Source organism: Inhella sp., assembly GCF_041912635.1.
Taxonomy (GTDB): domain Bacteria; phylum Pseudomonadota; class Gammaproteobacteria; order Burkholderiales; family Burkholderiaceae_C; genus Inhella.
The window spans coordinates 10,304-30,615 of sequence record NZ_JAYRMO010000013.1 but is presented as its reverse complement, the minus strand read 5'-3'; the positions used below and the strand labels follow the sequence as shown (position 1 = coordinate 30,615).

Here is a 20,312-nt window from a genome sequence, read left to right as displayed (position 1 = left end):
AGGGCTTTCGGCCGCCAGCACCAGGAAAAGGATGCTGGTTTGCCCAGTCTTCCACGCAGTGCGGCGCATTCGCCGCCCTATTTCGGGTTGGGGTGGGGCGGTCTCGTTCTTAAGAAGGAGGCAGTGCCGCAGTGCCCGCCACCGGGCCCTCGGCGGCGCGGAGTCCGTTCCGGAAATGGGTGAGCATGGTGCTGCGCACGGCGTCCGCATTGCGCTGCCGCAGCGCTTCCATCAGCTGGCGATGCTCCGCCAGGGATTCCGCCAAGCGACCCTGCTGGAAGAGGGAGTGGTGGCGGTTCAGCTTCATCAGCCGGCGCAGATCGGTCACGATCTGCTGGCGCCAGCGGTTGTCTTCCATCTCCAGCAGGCGCAGGTGGAAGCGCTCGTTGGCCGCGAAGAAGCCGTCGCGCTGCGGGTACTCGCGTTCCAGGTCGGCGTGCAGGGCGTCCAGTTCGGCGATTTGCTCCGCGCTGGCCTTGGCGGCCAGGCTGGCCGCGCCGTCGCTCTCCAGCAGGGCGAGCAGCTGATAGGCCTCGCGCACATCGCGTTCGCTCATCTCGGTCACGTACGCGCCGCGCCGCACCTTCATGGTGACGAGGCCTTCGGTGGCCAGCACCTTCAGCGCCTCGCGCAGCGGGGTGCGGCTGATGCCCAGTTCCTGGCAGAGTTTGAGCTCGTCCACCCAGGCGCCAGGCTCGAGCTGGCGGTTGAAGATGCGCTGGCGCAGGTGCTCTGCCACCTCCTCATACAAGGCGCGGGGAGCGAGTTGCGCGGCGGGGGTGGACATGGCGGGACGTCAGGCCGGATTCAGGTTTGAATTCATAATTATGAATGACGTCCCGGCTATGATGCCGGCCGATTTGGAGTTCGATAGGCCCGCCATGTCCGAAAACAAGACCTCGCCCTCGTTCAACCCCGCCACGCTGACGCAATGGCAGAAGGCGGCGGCCAAATCGGCGCCCGGCGGCGAGGTGGACAAGCTCAACTGGGTTACGCCCGAGGGCATCACGGTCAAGCCCCTGTACACGGCGGCGGACCTGCAGGGCCTGCCGCATACCGACACCCTCCCGGGCTTTGAGCCGTTCCTGCGCGGCCCGCAGGCCACGATGTACGCGGTGCGGCCCTGGACGATCCGCCAGTACGCCGGCTTTTCCACCGCCGAGGAAAGCAATGCCTTCTATAGGAAGGCGCTCGCTGCCGGAGGGCAAGGCGTGTCGGTGGCGTTCGACCTCGCCACCCACCGCGGCTATGACAGCGACCACCCCCGCGTGGTGGGCGACGTCGGCAAGGCCGGCGTGGCGATCGACTCGGTCGAGGACATGAAGATCCTGTTCGACGGCATCCCGCTCGACAAGGTCTCGGTCAGCATGACCATGAACGGCGCGGTCTTGCCGGTGCTGGCCTCCTACGTGGTGGCGGCGGAAGAGCAGGGCGTCTCGCCCAACCAGCTCAGCGGCACGATCCAGAACGACATCCTCAAGGAGTTCATGGTCCGCAATACCTACATCTATCCGCCCGAGCCTTCGATGCGGATCATTGCGGACATCATGGCCCACACGGCCGCCGAGATGCCGAAGTTCAACAGCATCTCCATCAGCGGCTATCACATGCAGGAAGCCGGCGCCAACCAGGCGATCGAGCTGGCCTTCACCCTGGCCGATGGCATGGAATACGTGCGCACGGCGGTGAAGCGTGGCCTGCCGGTGGACGCCTTTGCGCCGCGCCTGAGCTTCTTCTTCGCCATCGGCATGAACTTCTATCTGGAAGTGGCCAAGCTGCGTGCGGCGCGCCTGCTGTGGTGCCGGATCATGAAAAGCTTCGGCGCCCAGGACCCCAAGAGCCTGATGCTGCGCACCCACTGCCAGACCAGCGGCTGGAGCCTGACCGCGCAAGACCCCTACAACAACGTCGTGCGCACTGCCATCGAGGCCATGGCCGCAGTGTTTGGCGGCACGCAATCCCTGCACACCAACAGTTTTGACGAAGCCATCGCGCTGCCCACCGAGTTTTCGGCGCGCATCGCTCGCAACACCCAGCTGATCCTGCAGGAAGAGACGCAGATCACCAAGGTCGTCGACCCCTGGGCCGGCAGCTACATGATGGAGAAGCTGACCCAGGACCTGGCCGACAAAGCCTGGGAGCTGATCGAGGAAGTGGAGCGCCAAGGTGGCATGACGCAGGCAGTCAACAGCGGCTGGGCCAAGCTGCAGATCGAGGCCAGTGCCGCGCAGAAGCAGGCACGCATTGATTCCGGCGCCGATGTCATCGTCGGCGTCAACAAGTACAAGCTGGCCAAGGAGGATCCGGTCGAGATCCTCGAGATCGACAACGTGCGCGTGCGCGAGGCCCAGGTGGCGCGTCTGGCGGCCATCAAGGCCCACCGCGACGGCGCGGCCGTGCAAGCTGCGCTGAGTGCGCTGACCGAATGCGCCAAGACTGGCGACGGCAATCTGCTGGCCCTGAGCATCCAGGCCATGCGGGTGCGCTGCACAGTGGGCGAGGTCAGCGACGCGCTCGAATCCGTCTGGGGCCGCCACCGCGCCGACACCCACAAGGTCAGCGGCGTCTATGCCGGCGCCTATACCGAACCCGACGAGTGGACGAAGCTGACGGCCGAGGTGGCTGGCTTCGAGACCGAGCATGGCCGCCGCCCGCGCGTGATGATCGCCAAGCTCGGCCAGGATGGCCACGACCGCGGCGCCAAGGTGGTGGCCTCGGCCTTTGCCGACCTGGGCTTTGACGTCGACATCGGCGCGCTGTTCCAGACCCCCGAGGAATGCGCCCGCCAGGCGATTGAGAACGACGTGCACGCGGTCGGCGTCTCGACGCTGGCCGCCGGCCACAAGACCCTGGTGCCGGCGATCGTGCAAGCGCTCAAGGAGCAGGGTGGCGAGGACATCATCGTGTTCGTCGGCGGCGTGATCCCGGCGCAGGACTACGAGTTCCTGTACGCCCAGGGCGTCAAGGGCATCTACGGGCCCGGTACTGCCATCCCCGATGCCGCCCGGGATGTGCTGAAGCACATTCGCGCTGCCGTCACCGCGTGACCTTGCACGTCCAAGCCCTGCGCGAAGGGCCGGCGCCAGCGCGGCGTCGAGCCCTGGCCAAGGCCATCACCTTGCTCGAATCGACGCTGCCGGCGCACCGCGTCCAGGCCGACGCGTTGCTGACCGAGGCCCTGCCGCACAGCGGCGGCGCCATCCGCGTGGGCCTCTCGGGCGTGCCCGGGGTGGGCAAGAGCAGCTTCATCGAATCCCTCGGCCTGCACCTGGTCGGTCAGGGTTTGACGGTGGCGGTTCTGGCGGTGGACCCGAGTTCCTCGGTTTCGGGCGGTTCCATCCTGGGCGACAAGACGCGCATGGAAAAGCTCGCCATCGAGCCGAACGCCTTCATCCGCCCCAGCCCCAGCCGCGGCACGCTTGGGGGCGTGGCCTCGCACACCCGCGAGGTGATGCGCCTGTGCGAGGCCGCGGGCTTCGACGTGGTGCTTGTCGAAACCGTGGGCGTGGGCCAGAGCGAGGTCGCCGTGGCGGGCATGACCGACTGCTTCGCGCTGCTGCAACTGCCCAACGCCGGCGACGACCTGCAGGCCCTCAAGAAGGGCGTGATGGAACTGGCCGACCTGATCTTCATCAACAAGGCCGATCTGGACCCGAATGCCGCGATGCGCGCCCGGGCGCAGATCGTCTCCAGTTTGCGCTTGCACAACCAGGCCCATGGGGCGCAATGGCTGCCCGAGGTGCTGCAGGGCAGCGCCCTGAGCCACGAGGGCGTGGCCGAGTTCTGGGCCGCCGTGCAGCGCCACCGCGTGCACCAGCGCGAGGCCGGGCAGTTCGAGGCGCGCCGCCATGCGCAGGATCTGGCGTGGCTGCAGGAGCGCATTGACGAAGGCTTGCGGCTGGCCTTTGCCGCCCACCCCGGCGTGGCCGCGCACTGGCCCGGGCTCAAAGAGGATGTACGCGCGGGAAAGGTGGCCGCCTCCACCGCTGCGCGCCAATTGCTGAACGAATTCTTGTCAGGAGTGAACCCCCATGGATGACATCCAGAAACTGCTGGAGTCCAAGCGTGCCGCGGCGCGTCTGGGCGGCGGCGTCAAGCGCATCGAGGCCCAGCACAAGAAGGGCAAGCTGACGGCCCGCGAACGTCTGGAGCTGCTGTTCGACGAGGGCTCGTTCGAGGAGTGGGACATGTTCGTGCAGCACCGCTGCGTGGACTTCGGCATGGACGCGAACCACATCCCCGGCGACGGCGTGGTGACTGGCTACGGCACCATCAATGGCCGCCTGGCCTTTGCCTTCAGCCAGGACTTCACGGTCTTCGGCGGGGCGCTCTCCGAGGCCCATGCCGAGAAGATCTGCAAGGTCATGGACCAGGCGATGAAGGTGGGTGCCCCGGTCATCGGCCTGAACGACAGCGGCGGCGCGCGCATCCAGGAGGGCGTGGCCTCGCTGGGCGGCTATGCCGACGTATTCCAGAAGAACGTGCTGGCCAGCGGCGTCATTCCGCAGATCAGCCTGATCATGGGGCCCTGCGCCGGCGGCGCCGTCTACAGCCCGGCGATGACCGACTTCATCTTCATGGTGAAGGACAGCAGCTACATGTTCGTCACCGGCCCCGAGGTGGTGAAGACGGTGACGCATGAGGAAGTGACGGCCGAGGAACTGGGCGGTGCCTCCACCCACACCGGCCGCAGCGGCGTGGCCGATCTGGCCTTCGAAAACGACGTCGAGGCGCTCTTGATGCTGCGCCGCTTCTTCAACTACCTGCCACTCTCGAACCGCGAGAAGCCGCCGGTACGGCCCAGCGGTGACCCGGCCACACGCCGTGACGACTCGCTCGACACCCTGGTGCCGGCCAATCCGAACCAGCCCTATGACATCAAGGAGCTGATCACCAAGGTGGTGGACGACGGCGACTTCTTCGAGCTGCAGCCCGAGTACGCCAAGAACATCGTCACCGGCTTTGCGCGCATGGACGGCGCCACCGTCGGCATCGTGGCCAACCAGCCCCTGGTTCTGGCCGGTTGCCTGGACATCAAGAGCAGCATCAAGGCCGCGCGCTTCGTGCGCTTCTGCGACGCCTTTCACATCCCGGTCGTCACCTTCGTGGACGTGCCCGGCTTCATGCCCGGCACCAGTCAGGAGTACGGCGGCATCATCAAGCACGGCGCCAAGCTGCTGTACGCCTATGCCGAGGCCACGGTGCCGAAGATCACCGTCATCACCCGCAAGGCCTATGGCGGCGCCTACGACGTGATGGCCTCCAAGCATTTGCGCGGCGACGTCAACTTCGCGTGGCCGAATGCGGAGATCGCGGTGATGGGCGCGAAGGGCGCGGTGGAGATCATCTTCCGCGAGGACAAGGGTGACCCCGAAAAGCTGGCGGCGCGCGAGGCCGAATACAAGCGCCGCTTCGCCAACCCCTTCGTGGCGGCCGAGCGCGGCTACATCGACGACGTGATCCAGCCGCACGAGACGCGCCAGCGCATCTGCCGTTCGCTCAAGATGCTGAAAGACAAGAAGCTCGAGAACCCGTGGCGAAAGCACGGGAACATTCCCCTGTAAGCGAGGTGCCCATGTTTCAGAAGATCCTGATTGCGAATCGGGGCGAGATCGCTTGCCGGGTGATCAAGACCGCCCAGCGCCTCGGCGTCAAGACGGTGGCCGTCTATTCCGAAGCCGACGCCCGCGCTCGCCATGTCGAACTGGCCGACGAGGCCGTCTGCATCGGCCCCGCACGCAGCCGCGCCTCCTACCTGCAGGCCGACGCCATCATTGCTGCCGCCAAGCAGACGGGCGCCCATGCCATCCACCCAGGCTATGGCTTCCTCAGCGAGAACGAAGACTTCGCCCGCCGCGTCGAGGAAGAGGGCCTGGTCTTCATTGGCCCCAAGCACGGCGCCATCGCCGCCATGGGCGACAAGATCGCCTCCAAGCGCCTGGCCATGCAGGCGGGTGTCAGCACCATCCCGGGCCATAACGAGCCGATCCTCACGGCCGAGGAGGCGGTGGCCATCGCGCAGCGCATTGGCTACCCCGTGATGATCAAGGCCAGCGCCGGTGGTGGCGGCAAGGGCCTGCGGGTAGCCCAGAACGACAAGGAATGCGCCGAGGGCTTCGTCAGCTGCCGCAACGAGGCCAAGAACAGCTTTGGCGACGACCGCGTGTTCATGGAGAAATTCATCGAACAGCCGCGCCACATCGAGATCCAGGTGCTGGCCGATGCGCAGGGCCACACGCTCTACCTGTGGGAGCGCGAGTGCTCGATCCAGCGCCGCCACCAGAAGGTCATTGAAGAAGCGCCGTCGCCCTTCATCAGCGAGGCCACCCGCAAGGCCATGGGCGAGCAGGCTGTGGCCCTGGCCAAGGCGGTGGGCTACCAGAGCGCCGGCACGGTGGAGTTCGTGGTCGGCAAGGACCAGGGCTTCTATTTCCTGGAGATGAACACCCGCCTGCAGGTGGAGCACCCGGTCACTGAGTGCATCACCGGTCTGGACCTGGTGGAGTGGATGCTGCGCATCGCCGCCGGCGAGTCGCTGACGCTCAAGCAGGAGGAACTGAAGCGCGACGGCTGGGCGATGGAGTGCCGCATCAATGCCGAGGATCCGTTCCGCAACTTCCTGCCCAGCACCGGCCGCCTGGTGCGCTACCAGCCGCCGGCCGCCGACCTGACGCAGGGCGAACCGACGCTGGACTTCGGCGTGCGCGTGGACACCGGCGTGTTCGAGGGTGGCGAGATCCCGATGCACTACGACTCGATGATCGCCAAGCTCATCGTGCACGGCACCGACCGCAACGACGCCATCGAGCGCATGCGCGAGGCGCTGAATGGCTTCGTCATCCGCGGCATCGCCAGCAACATCCCCTTCCAGGCCGCGCTGCTGGCGCACCCGGACTTCCGCAGCGGCAACTTCGATACCGGCTTCATCGCCCGCCACTGGCCCAAGGGCTTCACGGCCGATTCGGTGCAGCACGACGATGCCGACTTCCTCGTCGCGCTGGCCGCCTTCGTGCGCCGCAAGACGCGCGAGCGTGCAGTGGGCATCAGCGGCCAGATGCTCGGCCATGAGGTGGGGCTGGACAACAAGGTCGTCGCCATCACCCACCTGGGCGAGGGCAACCAACTGCGCCAGAAGGTGCGCGTCACCGAGATCGCCGGCCGCCCGGGCTGCGCGCGCTGCGAGGTGGACGGCCGGGTCTACGACATCGAGTGCCACTCGCGCCTGATCGACGTGCGCCTGACCGGCAGCTGCAACGGCCAGCCCTTCACCGCCCAGGTGGAGCGCGGCACCGCCAAGAACCCGCTGGCCTACCGCATCCAGCACGACGGCCGCCAGGTCGAGATCACCGTACTGCGCGAGCGCCACGCCGAGCTGCAGGCTCTGATGCCCTACAAGGCGCCGCCGGACACCTCGGCTTTCCTGCTCTCGCCCATGCCCGGCCTGCTGGTGCAGCTGGGTGCGGGCGTGGGCCAGAAGGTGCAGGCGGGGGAGCGCCTCGCGGTTATCGAGGCCATGAAGATGGAGAACATCCTCTTCGCCGCCCAGGACGTCACCATCGCCGAGGTGCTGGCCAAGCCCGGGGAGAGCCTGAGCGTCGATCAACCCATCCTGCGCTTCGAGAAAACCGCATGAGCACGCGCCCCTTCAAGATCCTCGGCCTGCAGCAGATCGCCATCGGCGGTCTGGACAAGGGTCGGCTCAAGCAACTCTGGGTCGACCTGCTCGGCGTGCCGGTCACCGGCACCTTCCGCAGCGAACGCGAGAACGTCGACGAGGACATCTGCACCCTGGGCCAGGGTGCCCATGCCGTGGAGGTGGACCTGATGCAGCCGCTGGACCCCGAGAAGAAGCCCGCCGTGCACGCCACGCCGCTGAATCACATCGGCCTGTGGGTGGACGACCTGCCCGTGGCCGTGCAGTGGCTGGAGGCGCAGGGCCTGCGCTTTGCGCCGGGCGGCATCCGCAAGGGCGCGGCGGGGCATGACATCTGCTTCGTGCACCCCAAGGGCAATGAGCAGTTCCCTGTCAGCGGTGAAGGCGTGCTGATCGAGCTGGTGCAGGCGCCGCCCGAGGTGATTGCCGCCCTGGGCTGATTGCCATGAGCCGCGTCGCCATCGTGGGCGCCGGCGTGGCTGGCAGCGCCACCGCCATCGGCCTAGCCCAGCTGGGCGTGCAGGTCACGCTGTTCGAGACCCTGCCGGACCCGAGCCCGCAGGATCCGCGCGTGGGGGCTGGCCTGCTGCTGCAGCCCAGCGGCCAGCGCGTGCTGGAGTACCTGGGCCTGCTGGCGCCCGCGCTGGAGCATGGCGCGCGCCTGGATGGCCTGCTGGGCGACACCGCCGATGGCGAGGTGGTGCTGGACATGAGCTACCACCGCTTCCACCCCGAGGCCTTCGGCCTGGGCCTGCAGCGCGGCGTGCTGATGGGCCTGCTGTGGCAGCGCCTGCGTGAACGCGGGGTGGACTGGCAGACCGGCGTGACGGTGCGCGCCTTCAAGCAGGACGCCCGCGGCGTCGAGCTCAAGGGCGAGGGCGGCGCCAGCCTGGGCCGCTTTGACGCGCTGATCCTGGCCGACGGCAGCTTCTCGCCGCTGCGCCGCCTGCTGCCGGTGCGCCAGCGCGTCGAACCCTTCTCCTGGGGCGCGCTGTGGACGCTGCTGCCCCTGCCGGCCGAGTTCCCCGACATCGAGCTGCGCCAGCGCTTTCGTGCCGCGCGCCAGATGCTCGGCCTGATGCCGGTGGGCCGGGCCTGGCAGTCAACCCAGGGCTTGGCCGACGTCTGGCCGGCCGTCAATCTCTTCTGGAGCCTGCCGCTGAGCGAGCTGCCGCAGGACATGGCCACGCTGGACCTGGCCGCCTGGAAGCGGCCGCTGGTGGAGCTGCTGCCCGAATGCGAACCCCTGCTCAAGGGCCTGAAGGACCCGCGTCAGCTGCGCCCGGCGCGCTATGCCCATGTCCGCCTGGAGCGGCCGCACCATGGCTGCGTGCTGGCCTTGGGGGACTGCGCCCACGGCATGAGCCCGCAGCTGGGGCAGGGCGCCAACCTGGCGCTGGTGGATGCGCTGGTGCTGTGCCAGCAGTGGCGCGAGCAGCCACGCCAGGACTGGGCGCAACGCTTCGCGCACTATGCGCGGCGGCGCCGCGCGCACTGGACCTACTACAGCCAGGCCAGCCGCGCGCTCACGCCGCTGTTCCAGTCGGCCGAGCCGGTGCTGCCCTGGCTGCGCGACCGCCTGTTCGGCCCGCTCGGGCGCCTGGGCTGGGTGCATGGCCAGAACGTGGCCACGCTGGCGGGGCTGAAGACCGGCTGGCTGTTCGGCCGCCTGGAGCTGGGCGCCAACCCCTGGGCCGGCTGATTTGCCGAATTACTGAGGGCGCTGCAGGCTTTCGAGCTGGCCGAGGTTCACCGCATCGAAGGCCTTGCGCAGGGCGGCGGCATCCACGTGGCGACCCTGGGCCTCGACGACGATGCCGTTGGCCAGCACCATGCTGATTTCGCCGCTCGAACCGTCCTTGTGGAACTGCTCGCGCACGGTGTGCTTGCCGCGCTTGAAGACCTTCTCGATCTCGGTCTCGGTCTCGCGGTCCACCGTCATCTGGGCCCAACCGGCCACTGCGGCCAGGCCGGCCATCCCGCCGGAGTCGACGATGCGCAGCTCGATCTCGCGATCCTCGGCCCGATAGGTGGCTTCGGCGCTGGCCATGCCGATGCCCACCGCCGCACCGCTCTGCGCTTCCACGGCCACGCGCGGCAGGCTGTTCAGGCTTTCGGGCAGCAGGGCCTTGAGGCTGGCCGGATCCACCGGCTTGCCGCCGCCGGCCGCGCCCATCATGGCGCCCAGGGCCTTGGCCGCGGCGTCGGCGTCACCGACCTTCTCGGCCGCTTCCATCTGCTTGCCGGCCTTTTCCATCTTCTCGGCCATTTCCTCCAGCTTGGCCGTGTCCACGCTGACCGAACCTTCGGGCGTCTTCAACGTGACGCCGCGGCCACCCCAGTGCGGCGAGGGCAGCACGGCGGCGCTGATGGCGCCCAGCACGATGCCGGCCACCAGGCTGGCAATGGCCACCACGGCGGTGTAGGCGATCGACTTCTCGGCCGGGTTGCGCATCAGCACCGGCAGGCCGGTGTAGAAGAGGTAGATCGAGTACAGCGCCGCCAGCAGGCCCAGGACGGACAGCGAAGGCAGCAAGCTGAAGATGCCGCCCAGGAAGGCGGCGGTGCAGCCATAGGCCACGAGCTTCAGCGCGGCCAGGAAATTGCGCGTGCCGCCGAAGGTGGGCGCCAGCGCATCCACCAGCAGGGCCACCAGGTACACCATGGCCAGGCTCAGGCCATAGCCGATGACGCCCTGCAGCAGGCCGGTGAGCAGCGGCACGCGGTAGCTGAAGCCCAGCGCCCCTACGCCCAGCACCGAAAGGCCGATGAAGCTGGCCAGCGCCGGAATGGCCGCCAGGATCAGCACCCAGTTCTTGTAGATCGAAGCCACGCTGGCGGGCTCGGCGGCAATGGCGGGCCAAGTGTCCTTGGGCTTGAGCAGCAGATCCTGGACGCGTTGGATGAGGTTCATGCGGGTTTCCAGTGGGCGGGGTTGGAGGGGGTGCGACGCGCGAAACCGCGCATTCTGGGTGCTGGGGGCGGGCCTGCCGGAACGCATGTTCCGCGCCGCCCCGGGCCGCGGATCATCACCCGCCTGGCAGGTGGCGGCGTTGCAGCGCCTGCAACTGCCCGCTTGAACGCAGGGTGCTCAGGCCGCGGTTGAGCAGGTCGCGCAGCGCCTCGCCCTGCGGGTGCTGGCGCGAAACCATCATGTGGAACTCGCCCGGCGGCAGCTCGGGCACCTGCGCATGGCCCAGCTCGGGGTCGGCCAGCAGGTCCTTGCCGGTGATGCGGTAGCCGGCCACGATCTCCAGCTTTTCCAGCCCGATGGTGCAGCGGCCCAGGTGCAGCTTGGCCACCACGGCGGCGAAGTCGCGCGCGCCGAAGTCGATCTTCTCGGCCGGCACCTTGTAGGCCTCGTAGTTGTAGCCGCGCACGCCGCACACCCGCTGGTTCGCCAGATCGGCCAGATGCGCGATCGGCAGGCCCTGCGGGAAGTGCCGGCGGGAAAAGAAGTAGCTGTGCGTGGTGCGGTAGTAGGGCTGCGTGAGCCAGAAGCGGGCGTCGCGTTCCTGGCTGTAGCTGGCGTTCAGCGCCATCAGATAGCGGCCGCTCTCCACCTCGCGCTGGCAGCGTGCCCAGGGCAACAGCTCCAGGCGCAGCCGGATGCCGGCCTGGCCGAGGATCTGCTGCAGCACCTCCACCGAGAAGCCGCCCAGCTCGCTGCTGGGTTTGCCTTGGGCATCGCGCAGGTAATGCGTGAAGGGCGGCCATTCGGCGCCGTCGTCGCAGGCCAGCACTTCCTGCAGATCGAGCGCCGCGGCCGGAGCGGCCAGGGCCAGCAGCACGAGGGGGGCGCAACGCGTGGGCATGGGCAGAGCGTAGCCGCTGGCGGCGCCGGCTCTGCTACCTTTGCACGCGCCGGCGCCTTCCGCGCGGGCAGGGAGGCCAAAAGATGGTGGTGATGCAACGCGATCTGGATCGCTCCGTGCAGCGCACGCTGTGCAGGGTCCTGCTGCTGCTGGCCGGCGCACTGGTGCTGAGTTGCGCGACGCTGGTGTTCAGTACGCACCGGCTCGGCAACAGCCTGCAGACCCTGGTGGCGGACCGCGTGCGGCCGCTCAGTGACCTGCATGCCGTCAGCCAGGTGCTGAATGTGGAGCTGCCGCGCGTGATCGACCCGGAGCGCCCCTCGGAAGGGCGCGCCGCGGCGGTGGCGCAGGCCTTCGAGCGCCTGCAGCGTCCCTGGGCGGCCTACCAGGCCACCTGGCTGACGCCCGAGGAAACCGAGCTGATGCGCGACGCCCAGCGCCGCCTGACCGAGCTGCAGCGCCTGCTGGACGCCGCGCCCGCCGCCGCCGAGCGCTATGCGCGCGCCCTGCAGCCTCTGAACCAGACCCTGGCGGCACTGATGCATCTGCAGGTGCAGGTGGCCGAGCAGGAGCTGCAGCAGGGCCGGCAACTGGGCGCCACGGCCAAGGCCCTGGGCCTGGGGCTGAGCCTGCTGGGCCTGCTGCTGTGCGCCTACGCGCTGCAGCAGCTGCGCCAGCGCGTGCTGCAGCCCCTGCGCGTGGTGGCCGATGCCGTGGCCACGCTGGCCGCAGGTGAACGCACGGACAGCCCCGAGCTCAAGGCACTGAGCGGCGATTTCGCCGAGGTGGGCGAACAGCTGCAGCGTCTGCGTCGCAGCCTTGGAACACCGGGCTCCACGGTCTGATCAAGCGCCTGGCTGGGCTTTCGGCCCGCTGTTTGCTGCGGCGGTTTGGCTCAGGGAATCAACACCGTCGAACCGGTGGTGGCGCGTGCCTCCAGCTCTCGATGCGCATCCGCCACCTCATTCAGCGGCCGCACCCGGCCCACCGGCGCGCGCACCGCGCCGTTGGCCAGCACCTCGAAGAGTTCGTCCGCCATCGCCTGGGTGGATTCGCGCGAGCTCAGGTGCGTGAACAGGGTGGCGCGCGTCAGGTAGAGCGAGCCCTTGGCGGCCAGCATGCCGGGCGCAATGGGCGCCACCGGCCCGCTGGCGTTGCCGAAGCAGGCCATCAGACCGAAGGGGCGCAGGCAGTCGAGCGAGCGCTCGAAGGTGTCCTGGCCGACCGAGTCGTACACCACCTTGACGCCGCGGCCCTCGGTGATGACCTTGACGCGGGCGACGAAGTCCTCGCGCCGGTAGTTGATGGCGTGCGCGGCGCCGTGGTCCAGCGCGAGCTGGCATTTCTCGTCCGAGCCCGCGGTGGCGATCAGCTTCAGGCCCAGGTGCTTCGCCCATTGGCAGGCGATCAGGCCTACGCCCCCGGCGGCGGCATGCCAGAGCAGGAAGTCGCCCGCCTGCAGGCCCTGCACGGGCAGGGTCTTGCGCAGCAGGTACTGCACCGTCAGGCCCTTGAGCATGCTGGCGGCGGCCTCCTCGAAGGTGATCGCCTCGGGCAGGCGGCAGACGTTCTGGGCCGGCATCAGGCGTACATCGGCATAAGCGCCGGGCGGGTTGCTGGCATAGGCCGCGCGGTCGCCCGGCTGCAGATGGGTGACCCCTTCGCCCACCGCCTCGACGAGGCCGGCCGCCTCCATGCCCAGCGCATGCGGCAGGGGCAAGGGGTAGAGGCCGGTGCGGTGGTAGACGTCGATGAAGTTCAGTCCGATGGCGCGGTGGCGGATGCGCACTTCACCCGGCCCCGGCGCGCCCAGGCCGCGTTCCACGCGCTGCAGGGCCTCGGGGCCGCCGGGAGCGGTGATCTGGTAGGCGTATGACATTCAGACCGTCCTTTCGTCCAGGCTCTGATCCAGGTGCTCCGTCAGGCCCATGGCCTCGACCCACCAACGCTGCTGGCGCCAGACAAACCAGTTCAGCGCCGCATTGCCGAGTGTGACGCGGCGCGGGGCGTCGAAGTCGCCGTCGCTGGCCAGGCGGTGCACTAGGTCCAGCACGCCGCCATGGCTGACGGCCAGCACGGTCTGCCCGCCATGGGCCTGCACCAGATCGGCCAGCCAGGCCTCGACGCGAGCGCGGAACTGCGCCAGGGTTTCGCCGCCGGGCGGCGCGTAGCTGGGGCGGCGCTGCTGCATCAGCCGCGCGAGCTCGGGATGCCGCTGTTCAATCTCCGGCTTCAGCAGGCCCTGCAACTCACCCAGATGGCGCTCGCGCAGGCGTTCGTCCAACTGCAGGGCGTGTCCGTGGGGCTGCGCCAGCGCTTCGGCAGTGGCGCGGGCGCGTTGCAGGGGCGAGCTGTAGATCGCATCAAAGCGCTCACCAGCGAGCTCCTGCGCGGCTGCCAGGGCCTGCACCCGGCCCTCGGCGTTCAGGGGCACATCGGTCCAGCCCTGCAAGCGCTGCGCGCGGTTCCAGTCGGTCTCGCCATGGCGCACCAGGCACAGTCTCAAAGGCTTCTCGCCCATCGCTTCAATCCCCAGGTGGCCGCCGCCACCAACACCAGCACACCCACCACAAAGGCCCAGCCGGCACCGCTGGGGTGCTGGAGCTGCGCCAGGATCTGCGGCGCCAGCCAGGCCGTCATGCCTGCCATGGGCAGCATGCCCAGCACATTGCCGAGCAGGAAGGGCGCCCAGGCCACCCGCGTGGCGCCCAGCACCAGATTGACCACCGCAAACGGCGCCGCCGGCACCAGGCGCACAGCCACCACGGCCAGCAGGCCGCGCCGCGCCACCAGGGCGTTGAGCGCCTGCACGCGCGGGCCGGCCAGTTGTTCCACCGCGCGCTGGCCCAGCCAGCGGCCGAGCGCGAAGCTGGGTGCGGCGATCAGGCTGCCGCCCGCCAGGCTGAACAGCAGGCCGGGCAGCGGCCCCAGCGCCAGCACGGCCAGCAGCACCAGCAGCGAGAGCGGCACTGCCAGGCAGCCGGCCAGCACGAACAGGGCCAGCAGCACGCCGTGTCCCATGTCGGCCGCCAGGGCCTGGGCCTGGGCCACCAGACGCAGCGGATCGAGCCATGCGCGCGCCGGGCTGAACTGCCAGGCCAGCGCCAGCGCCAGCAGGGCGATCAGCAGGGTGGCGAGGGCAACAAGACGGCGGTGGTGGGAAGGGGACGGGCTCAAGCAGCGGGCGGGGGCAGGGCGCGGAGCAGGCATTGTGCAAGCCCCCCCACCCGGCCCGGCTCGAAGATCGAGCCGTGCAGGCCTTCCACCTCCTGCACGCGCAGGCTGCCGCTGAGGCTGCGCTGCCAGGGCCCGAACAGCCAGCGCTGCCAGCGCGCCAGGCCGCTGGTGCGGATCAGCAGCACCTCGCCGGGGTAGGGCGCGAGCCGGTAGTCCTTCAGGGCCAGCACCTGGCCCACCAGACCAGCGTCGTTGAACATGGCGCCCAGGCGGCGGCCGTTCATCGTCAGTTCCTGCAGCCACAGTCGGCGCGTGGCCCAGCCCATGGCCTTCCACAACCAGCCCTGGCGGAACAGCCAGCGCGGGAAGACGGAGTCGATCAGCACCACCGACTGCACGGCCACGCCCAGCTCGCGCAGCCGCCGCGCGGTCTCCAGCGCCGCCACGCCGCCCACCGAGAAGCCGGCCAGGCGCACCGGCCGGCCGCCGGCCTGGGCGGCGATGTGCTGGGCATAGGCCTCGGCCAGATCGGCCATGCTGTGCAGCGGCAGCTGGCGCGGCGGCTGCAGCATCTGCACGTTCAGCTGGGGCGCCAGGGCCCGGGCCAGGGTTTGGAAGCGCAGCAGGTCACCATGACCGCTGGCGGCCAGGTAGAGCGTGTCGGCCTCGGGCTCATCGGCGTGCGAAAGCGCCAGCGCCAGCTGGGTCTCGCTGGGTGCGGCGGCGGCGCGCAGCGCGGGGTCGCCGGCCAGCATCAGCGCCTGCGCCAGGGCGGCGACGCTGGGGGCCTGGGCCAGCATCTGCAGCGTGGGGTGCAGGCCGGTGCGCTTCTCGATGGCCAACAGCAGGTCCAGCGCGGCGAGCGAATCGCCGCCGTACTCGAAGAAGTCGTCGTCCAGGCCGAGCTCGGGGTCCTGCAGGGCCTGGCGCATCAGCTCCAGCAGGGCCTGCTCCAGCGGGCTGGCGGGCGCGCGGTGGTGGTGGGCGCGTGGCGCCTCGGCCTGGGGCAGGGCCTTCAGGTCCACCTTGGCGCTGCCGGGCAGCAGGGGCAGGGCGGGCAGCAGGCTCCAGTGGGTGGGCTGCATGTAGTCGGGCAGCGCGGTGCGCAGGCCCAGCTGCAGGGCGTGCAGGTCCAGCTCGGCCGGGCTCAGCCAGGCCTGCAGGGCGCGCCGGCCGCCCACTTCGACGGGCTGCACGCAGGCCTCGCGCACGCCGGGCAGGCTCAGCAGCGCGGTCTCAACCTCGGCCAGCTCGATGCGGTAGCCGCGCAGCTTGACCTGGCGATCCGCGCGACCGGCGAACTGCAGCCGGCCCTCGCCGTCCCACCAGGCGCGGTCGCCGCTGCGGTACATGCGCCCGCCGGGCACGAAGGGGTCGGACGCGAAGGCGGCGGCGTCCAGTTCGGGGCGGTGCAGATAGCCATCGGCCAGGGTGCGGCCGCCAATCCATAGATCACCCACGGCGCCGAAGGGCAGGGGCTGGCGCTGCGCGTCCAGCACGTAGAGCCGGGTGTCGTCCACCGGCGCGCCGATGGGCAGCACGGTGGCGGGGTCGTCGGGCCGGCAGGCCCAGGCGCTGGCAAAGATGCAGGCCTCGGTGGGCCCGTAGACGTTCCAGAGCTGGGCGCGCGTGAGTCGCAGCCAGCGCTCGGCCAGCGTGGGCGCCAGCACCTCACCACCGCAACAGGCCACGCGCAGCCGGATGCGCGCGCGCTCGGCCTCGGGCAGGGCCTCCAGGCCATCGAGCAGGCGCTGCAGCGTGGTGGGCACCAGGGCCGAGAGGGTGCAGCCGTGGCGGGCGGCGAAGGCGGCCCAGGTCTCGGGCGCCTGCCGGCCCGGCGGCGGCAGCGCCACCGAGCCGCCGTGGATCAGCGGCAGCAGCAGCTCGATCAGCGCCGGGTCAAAGCCGGGCTGCGTGCCCTGCAGGCTGCGGTCGGCCGGGGTGATGTCCCACACGCGCGAAAGCCAGGCCAGGCGCCTTGCCAGCGCGCCATGGCTCACCGCCACGCCCTTGGGCCAGCCGCTGCTGCCGCTGGTGAAGAGCACGTAGGCCAGTTGCGCTTCCTGCGGCAAGGGCGGCAGCGTGCCTTCGTCGCCCTGCGCGGGCAGCTGCAGCATGGGCAGGCCGAAGCCGCTCCAGCGCGGCTCGGGCGGCGCCATCAGCAGGCGCACCTCCGCGTCGTCCAGGATCTGCTGCAGGCGTGCGTCCGGGCAGTCCGGGTCCAGCGGCAGGAAGGCCGCGCCGGCACGCGCCACGGCCAGCAGGGCCAGCACCAGCTCGGGCGAGCGGGGCAGCGCCAGCGCCACCCGGTCGCCCGGCTGCACGCCCTGCTGCACCAGCCTGCCGGCGAGCTTGCGCACTTGGGCGGCCAGTTCGCCATAGCTGCGCGCACCGCCGTCCCACACCAGGGCCAGGCTGAGGGGGTGCAGGGCGGCCTGCTCACAAAAGCGCTGGATGAAGCTGGGGGCGGGGTCCAGGCTGGCGAGGTCGCGGTGCGGGCCTTCGATCAGGGCACGCCGCTCGGCGGCGTCCAGCAGCGGCAGTTCACCCACTGGGCGCTGCGGCTCCGCGGCCAGGCGCTCGAACAGGCCGCGCAGGCGCCGCGCCAGCAGGTCCAGCTCGCGCGGTTCCAGGTGGGCGCGGCTGCCTTCGAACACCAGTTCGATGTCGCGCGAGGCGCCGAAATCGCACACCGTGAGCGAGAGCGGGTAGCGCGCGAAGCCGGCAAAGCGCTGGCGCGCCGCCACCAGCAGGGCTGCGCCGTAGCGCAGGTCGTAGTCCTGGCGCTCGAAGCTGAGCAGCAGGTCGAAGGGGGCGTCGCGGCCGGCGCGCATCAGCTGCAGATCGCGCGCCAGCGCGCTCAAGGGGTAGCGGGTGTGGCGCATGGCCCGGCGCAGTTGCCGGCCCACGGTGGCCATCAACTCCAAGCCGTTCTGCGTCGGGTCCACCGGGATGCGCAGCGGCAGCACGCCCACGTACATGCCGATGGCGGCGCGGTGCGCGCGGCCGCTGCGGTTCAGGGCGGGCACACCGATCACCACCTCGCTGAGGCCCTGTACCCGCGCGAAGTACAGCGCCAGGGCGGCGGCCACCAGGGCGAACTCGGTCTGCGCCACCGGTGCCGCCGCCGCCCCCCAAGCCGTGTACTGGCTGCGCGGCAGCAGCGCATGGTGCAGCAGGGCGGCCGGGGGCAGGGGGCTGCTGGCGTCGTGCTGGCGGCGCGGCAGCAGCACCGGCGGGGCTTCGGGCAATTCGCTGCGCCAGAAGGCGGCATCGGCCGCCCAGTCCGGCCCCTGGCGGTAGCTGGCGCTGCCCTCGATCTGCTCGCGGTAGACCTCGCCATCGGCCGGCGGCGCGGCTTCCTCATGCACCAGCGCGGTGTACAGCTCGCCCCAGCGGCGCAGGAATTGCGCGGTGGCCGCGCCATCCATGATCAGGTGGTGCGAAAGCAGCAGGATGCCGAGCAGCTCCGGGTGCGCCGGGAAGCGCATCAGGTCCACCCGCCAGGGCGGGGCGCTGCCCAGCGGGCAGGGCTGCGCGGTGGCGGCGATCCAGGCCTGGTGCAAGGCCTCTTCGGGCGGCAGACCGGGTGGGGCTGGCAGCTCGCGCAGCACCGGCTCGAAGACCGGCAGCAGCAGTTGCTCCTCGCGGCTGGGGTGCGGTACCAGGCGCAGCGCCAGTTGTTCGGCCGCCAGCTGCTGCAGCGCCTGCTGCAGGCGCGGCAGTTCGATGCGGCCGCGCAGCATGGTCGTGCCACCCACCCACAGATGCGGGCTGGCCGGCCAGGCGCGCTGGTCCAACCAGACTTCCTGCTGGGCCTGGCTGAGGGGCAGGGTCTGGGGTTCGCTGCGGCTCACTCGAAGATGCGGCTCAGGTCCCAGCGGGCGATCTCGGCGCGGGCGTACTCGTAGCCGCGCTGCACCACTTCTTCGGCGCGCTTGTAGGCCATCAGCGAAAAGTCCGAGACCGGCGGCTCCAGGTAGAAATCGGACAGACCGATGGTCTTGCCGCGCTGCGTCAACCCGCCCATATGGCCGGCGCGGTAGAGGATCTCGCCGATGCCGGGCAGGGGCTGGCCATTGCACTTGAGCCCGCGCAGCTTGGCCCAGGGCGAGAGCCGGTCGACATCCTCGGCCACGCTCAGGGGTTCGCGCACGTCCACGTCAATGGCGATCACCGTGCCATTGCCGCGCCGGCGCTCCAGCGGCGTGCCCAGGCGCTGGCGCATCGCCTCCACCGGCACGTTGTCGAGGATGGCGCCATCCACCAGCAGATCGCCGTTGTAGAGCACCGGCGGCAGCAGGCCGGCCGGGCTGTTGCTGGCCAGCACGGCGCGCCACAGCGGGCCCTGCTCCAGCACCGTGGTGCAGGCGCGGCTGAGGTTGCAGGCGGCGGTGAAGAAGGGCAGCCAGAGGGCGTCCACCTGCGCCTCGGCATTGCCCAGCTGGCACATGTGCTTCAGGTCGCGCTCCATGCGCCGGCCGCTGAGCAGCGAGACCACCGGCAGCGTGGGCCGCTCGCCACCGGCGGCGAACTCGACGATGCGCTCGCGGATCTCGCTCAGCGAATGGCCGAGCACGTATTGCGAGCCGATCAGCGCGCCCATGCTGTTGCCGCCCACCAGGTCGATCGGGATGCCGGCCTCGCCGAGCGCCTGGATGACGCCCAGATGCGCAAAGCCGCGCGCGCCGCCGCCGCCCAGCACCACCCCGACGGCGCGGCCGGTCAGGAAGCGCGCCAGGCGCTCGGCGTCGCCGCGCTGGCCGCGGCGCATCAGCAGCACGCGCTCGATGGCGCTGCGCTCCTTGCGCCAAGGGGCGGGCGGGCTGGGGCGCACCGTATCGGGCCCATGCAGCAGCACCAGGTGCTGGCGCTTGAACTCGAAGCCCGGTTCTTCGCGCAGCCGGCGCTCGAAGGCGCTGGGCAGCGGGCTTTGGGTGGGGCTGGAGACGAACACCACCTGGTCGGCCTGGCGCAGCGCAAAGCGTGTCCAGGCGCTGGGCTGGGGCTCGGCGCGGATCAGCAGCACCTCGGCCTCGGTTTCCAGCTGCTCGATGCGCTGCTGGGCATGCAGCAGGTCGAAGCTGGTGTCGCCAGGTTCAAGCAGGCGGCCGCTGCCGCCCAGCACCGCCAACAGCTCCTGCGCCAGCGCCTGGGCCTCGTCACCCAAGTGCAAGGGCACCACGGCCACGCATTGCGCGCGGCGGCGTTCCTGCAGCTGCTGGATGTGGCGCAGGTAATGGAACAGGGCCTGCGAGAACAGGTGGTTGAAGGCGATCGGCTCGGCGCGCAGCAGGGCCTCGAAGCCGGCGCGGTCCAGCCGGGCGATGTGCGAATCGCGCAGCGCGATCAGGTTGGCCGGGCGCGGCTGGCCCAGCATCAGCCCGGCCTCACCCTGGCTTTCCCCGGGGCAGAGCTCGTTGTAGAGCAGCAGATTGCCGCGCGCATCGACACGGGTGACGCGCAGCCGGCCGGTCAGCACGATCACCAGGCTGTCCGAGGCCTCGCCCTCGCGGAACACATGGCTGCCGGCCTCCACGGCCTCGACCCGCAACTGGCCCACCAGCAGCTCCAGATGTGCAGGCGCCAGCGCGCCGAACAGCTTGCTGGCCAGCAGCACCGAGTGCACTTGATCGGAAAGCGGGGCGGTGGGGCTCATCGTGGCA

Annotated in this window: 15 protein-coding genes; 7 read left to right on the top strand and 8 right to left on the bottom strand. The window is 70.1% G+C overall.

The features are described 5' to 3' along the window. Positions 1-109: 109 nt before the first annotated feature. Positions 110-787: a GntR family transcriptional regulator gene (locus ACE3QP_RS09415; protein WP_374435509.1), complete on the bottom strand. Its 678-nt coding sequence runs from the start codon at positions 785-787 to the stop codon at positions 110-112. A 94-nt stretch (positions 788-881) separates the two neighbouring features. Between ACE3QP_RS09415 and scpA the strand changes: the two genes are divergently transcribed. The 6 genes from scpA to ACE3QP_RS09385 are packed head-to-tail and all read left to right on the top strand — an operon-like array spanning position 882 to position 9,356. Further along, positions 882-3,047 (top strand): methylmalonyl-CoA mutase, encoded by a 2,166-nt coding sequence (gene scpA / locus ACE3QP_RS09410; protein WP_374435507.1) that lies wholly within the window; start codon positions 882-884, stop codon positions 3,045-3,047. Then, the gene (gene meaB, locus ACE3QP_RS09405; protein ID WP_374435505.1) at positions 3,044-4,039 is read left to right on the top strand and encodes a methylmalonyl Co-A mutase-associated GTPase MeaB; all 996 of its coding nucleotides are present in this window, start codon (positions 3,044-3,046) and stop codon (positions 4,037-4,039) included. Before scpA ends, meaB begins: the two co-directional genes overlap by 4 nt. Then, positions 4,032-5,564: an acyl-CoA carboxylase subunit beta gene (locus ACE3QP_RS09400; RefSeq protein WP_374435503.1), complete on the top strand. Its 1,533-nt coding sequence runs from the start codon at positions 4,032-4,034 to the stop codon at positions 5,562-5,564. Before meaB ends, ACE3QP_RS09400 begins: the two co-directional genes overlap by 8 nt. A gap of 11 nt (positions 5,565-5,575) precedes the next feature. Then, positions 5,576-7,633, top strand: coding sequence for an acetyl-CoA carboxylase biotin carboxylase subunit (locus ACE3QP_RS09395; RefSeq protein WP_374435501.1), 2,058 nt, complete (start codon positions 5,576-5,578; stop codon positions 7,631-7,633). Continuing rightward, positions 7,630-8,094, top strand: coding sequence for a VOC family protein (locus ACE3QP_RS09390; RefSeq protein WP_374435499.1), 465 nt, complete (start codon positions 7,630-7,632; stop codon positions 8,092-8,094). The genes ACE3QP_RS09395 and ACE3QP_RS09390 overlap by 4 nt, the downstream gene beginning before the upstream one ends. 5 nt (positions 8,095-8,099) lie before the next feature. Continuing rightward, positions 8,100-9,356, top strand: a complete 1,257-nt coding sequence (locus tag ACE3QP_RS09385) for an FAD-dependent oxidoreductase (protein ID WP_374435497.1) — start codon at positions 8,100-8,102, stop codon at positions 9,354-9,356. Positions 9,357-9,365: 9 nt separating this feature from the next. On the opposite strand, the gene ACE3QP_RS09380 is transcribed toward ACE3QP_RS09385, so the two are convergent. Both ACE3QP_RS09380 and ACE3QP_RS09375 read right to left on the bottom strand, forming a co-directional pair. Then, positions 9,366-10,568, bottom strand: coding sequence for a Yip1 family protein (locus ACE3QP_RS09380; protein ID WP_374435496.1), 1,203 nt, complete (start codon positions 10,566-10,568; stop codon positions 9,366-9,368). Between the two features lie 115 nt (positions 10,569-10,683). Next, the gene (locus tag ACE3QP_RS09375; protein WP_374435494.1) at positions 10,684-11,469 is read right to left on the bottom strand and encodes a substrate-binding periplasmic protein; all 786 of its coding nucleotides are present in this window, start codon (positions 11,467-11,469) and stop codon (positions 10,684-10,686) included. A 92-nt stretch (positions 11,470-11,561) separates the two neighbouring features. Between ACE3QP_RS09375 and ACE3QP_RS09370 the strand changes: the two genes are divergently transcribed. Next, positions 11,562-12,314, top strand: coding sequence for a hypothetical protein (locus ACE3QP_RS09370; protein ID WP_374435493.1), 753 nt, complete (start codon positions 11,562-11,564; stop codon positions 12,312-12,314). Between the two features lie 50 nt (positions 12,315-12,364). Here ACE3QP_RS09370 and ACE3QP_RS09365 read toward each other — a convergent pair whose 3' ends face one another. From ACE3QP_RS09365 to ACE3QP_RS09345, 5 genes are read right to left on the bottom strand one after another with little or no spacing between them, the layout of a single operon-like run. Next, positions 12,365-13,348 (bottom strand): quinone oxidoreductase, encoded by a 984-nt coding sequence (locus ACE3QP_RS09365; RefSeq protein WP_374435491.1) that lies wholly within the window; start codon positions 13,346-13,348, stop codon positions 12,365-12,367. Beyond that, positions 13,349-13,990, bottom strand: coding sequence for a histidine phosphatase family protein (locus ACE3QP_RS09360; protein WP_374435489.1), 642 nt, complete (start codon positions 13,988-13,990; stop codon positions 13,349-13,351). Then, complete coding sequence (locus ACE3QP_RS09355) at positions 13,972-14,646, bottom strand: TVP38/TMEM64 family protein (RefSeq protein ID WP_374435487.1); 675 nt, start codon at positions 14,644-14,646, stop codon at positions 13,972-13,974. Before ACE3QP_RS09355 ends, ACE3QP_RS09360 begins: the two co-directional genes overlap by 19 nt. Next, positions 14,643-18,503: an amino acid adenylation domain-containing protein gene (locus ACE3QP_RS09350; RefSeq protein ID WP_374435484.1), complete on the bottom strand. Its 3,861-nt coding sequence runs from the start codon at positions 18,501-18,503 to the stop codon at positions 14,643-14,645. The genes ACE3QP_RS09355 and ACE3QP_RS09350 overlap by 4 nt, the downstream gene beginning before the upstream one ends. Next, positions 18,500-20,305 (bottom strand): cyclic nucleotide-binding and patatin-like phospholipase domain-containing protein, encoded by a 1,806-nt coding sequence (locus ACE3QP_RS09345; protein ID WP_374435482.1) that lies wholly within the window; start codon positions 20,303-20,305, stop codon positions 18,500-18,502. The genes ACE3QP_RS09350 and ACE3QP_RS09345 overlap by 4 nt, the downstream gene beginning before the upstream one ends. Between the last annotated feature and the right edge of the window lie 7 nt (positions 20,306-20,312).

What these genes read in the sequence shown, in the direction of transcription:
- ACE3QP_RS09370 (WP_374435493.1), top strand. Translation starts at nt 11,562, where the DNA reads ATGCAACGCGATCTGGATCGCTCCGTGCAGCGCACGCTGTGCAGGGTC.
- ACE3QP_RS09400 (WP_374435503.1), top strand. Translation starts at nt 4,032, where the DNA reads ATGGATGACATCCAGAAACTGCTGGAGTCCAAGCGTGCCGCGGCGCGT.
- ACE3QP_RS09375 (WP_374435494.1), bottom strand. Translation starts at nt 11,469, where the DNA reads ATGCCCACGCGTTGCGCCCCCCTCGTGCTGCTGGCCCTGGCCGCTCCG.
- ACE3QP_RS09385 (WP_374435497.1), top strand. Translation starts at nt 8,100, where the DNA reads ATGAGCCGCGTCGCCATCGTGGGCGCCGGCGTGGCTGGCAGCGCCACC.
- ACE3QP_RS09360 (WP_374435489.1), bottom strand. Translation starts at nt 13,990, where the DNA reads ATGGGCGAGAAGCCTTTGAGACTGTGCCTGGTGCGCCATGGCGAGACC.
- ACE3QP_RS09380 (WP_374435496.1), bottom strand. Translation starts at nt 10,568, where the DNA reads ATGAACCTCATCCAACGCGTCCAGGATCTGCTGCTCAAGCCCAAGGAC.
- ACE3QP_RS09390 (WP_374435499.1), top strand. Translation starts at nt 7,630, where the DNA reads ATGAGCACGCGCCCCTTCAAGATCCTCGGCCTGCAGCAGATCGCCATC.
- scpA (WP_374435507.1), top strand. Translation starts at nt 882, where the DNA reads ATGTCCGAAAACAAGACCTCGCCCTCGTTCAACCCCGCCACGCTGACG.
- ACE3QP_RS09365 (WP_374435491.1), bottom strand. Translation starts at nt 13,348, where the DNA reads ATGTCATACGCCTACCAGATCACCGCTCCCGGCGGCCCCGAGGCCCTG.
- ACE3QP_RS09415 (WP_374435509.1), bottom strand. Translation starts at nt 787, where the DNA reads ATGTCCACCCCCGCCGCGCAACTCGCTCCCCGCGCCTTGTATGAGGAG.
- ACE3QP_RS09345 (WP_374435482.1), bottom strand. Translation starts at nt 20,305, where the DNA reads ATGAGCCCCACCGCCCCGCTTTCCGATCAAGTGCACTCGGTGCTGCTG.
- ACE3QP_RS09395 (WP_374435501.1), top strand. Translation starts at nt 5,576, where the DNA reads ATGTTTCAGAAGATCCTGATTGCGAATCGGGGCGAGATCGCTTGCCGG.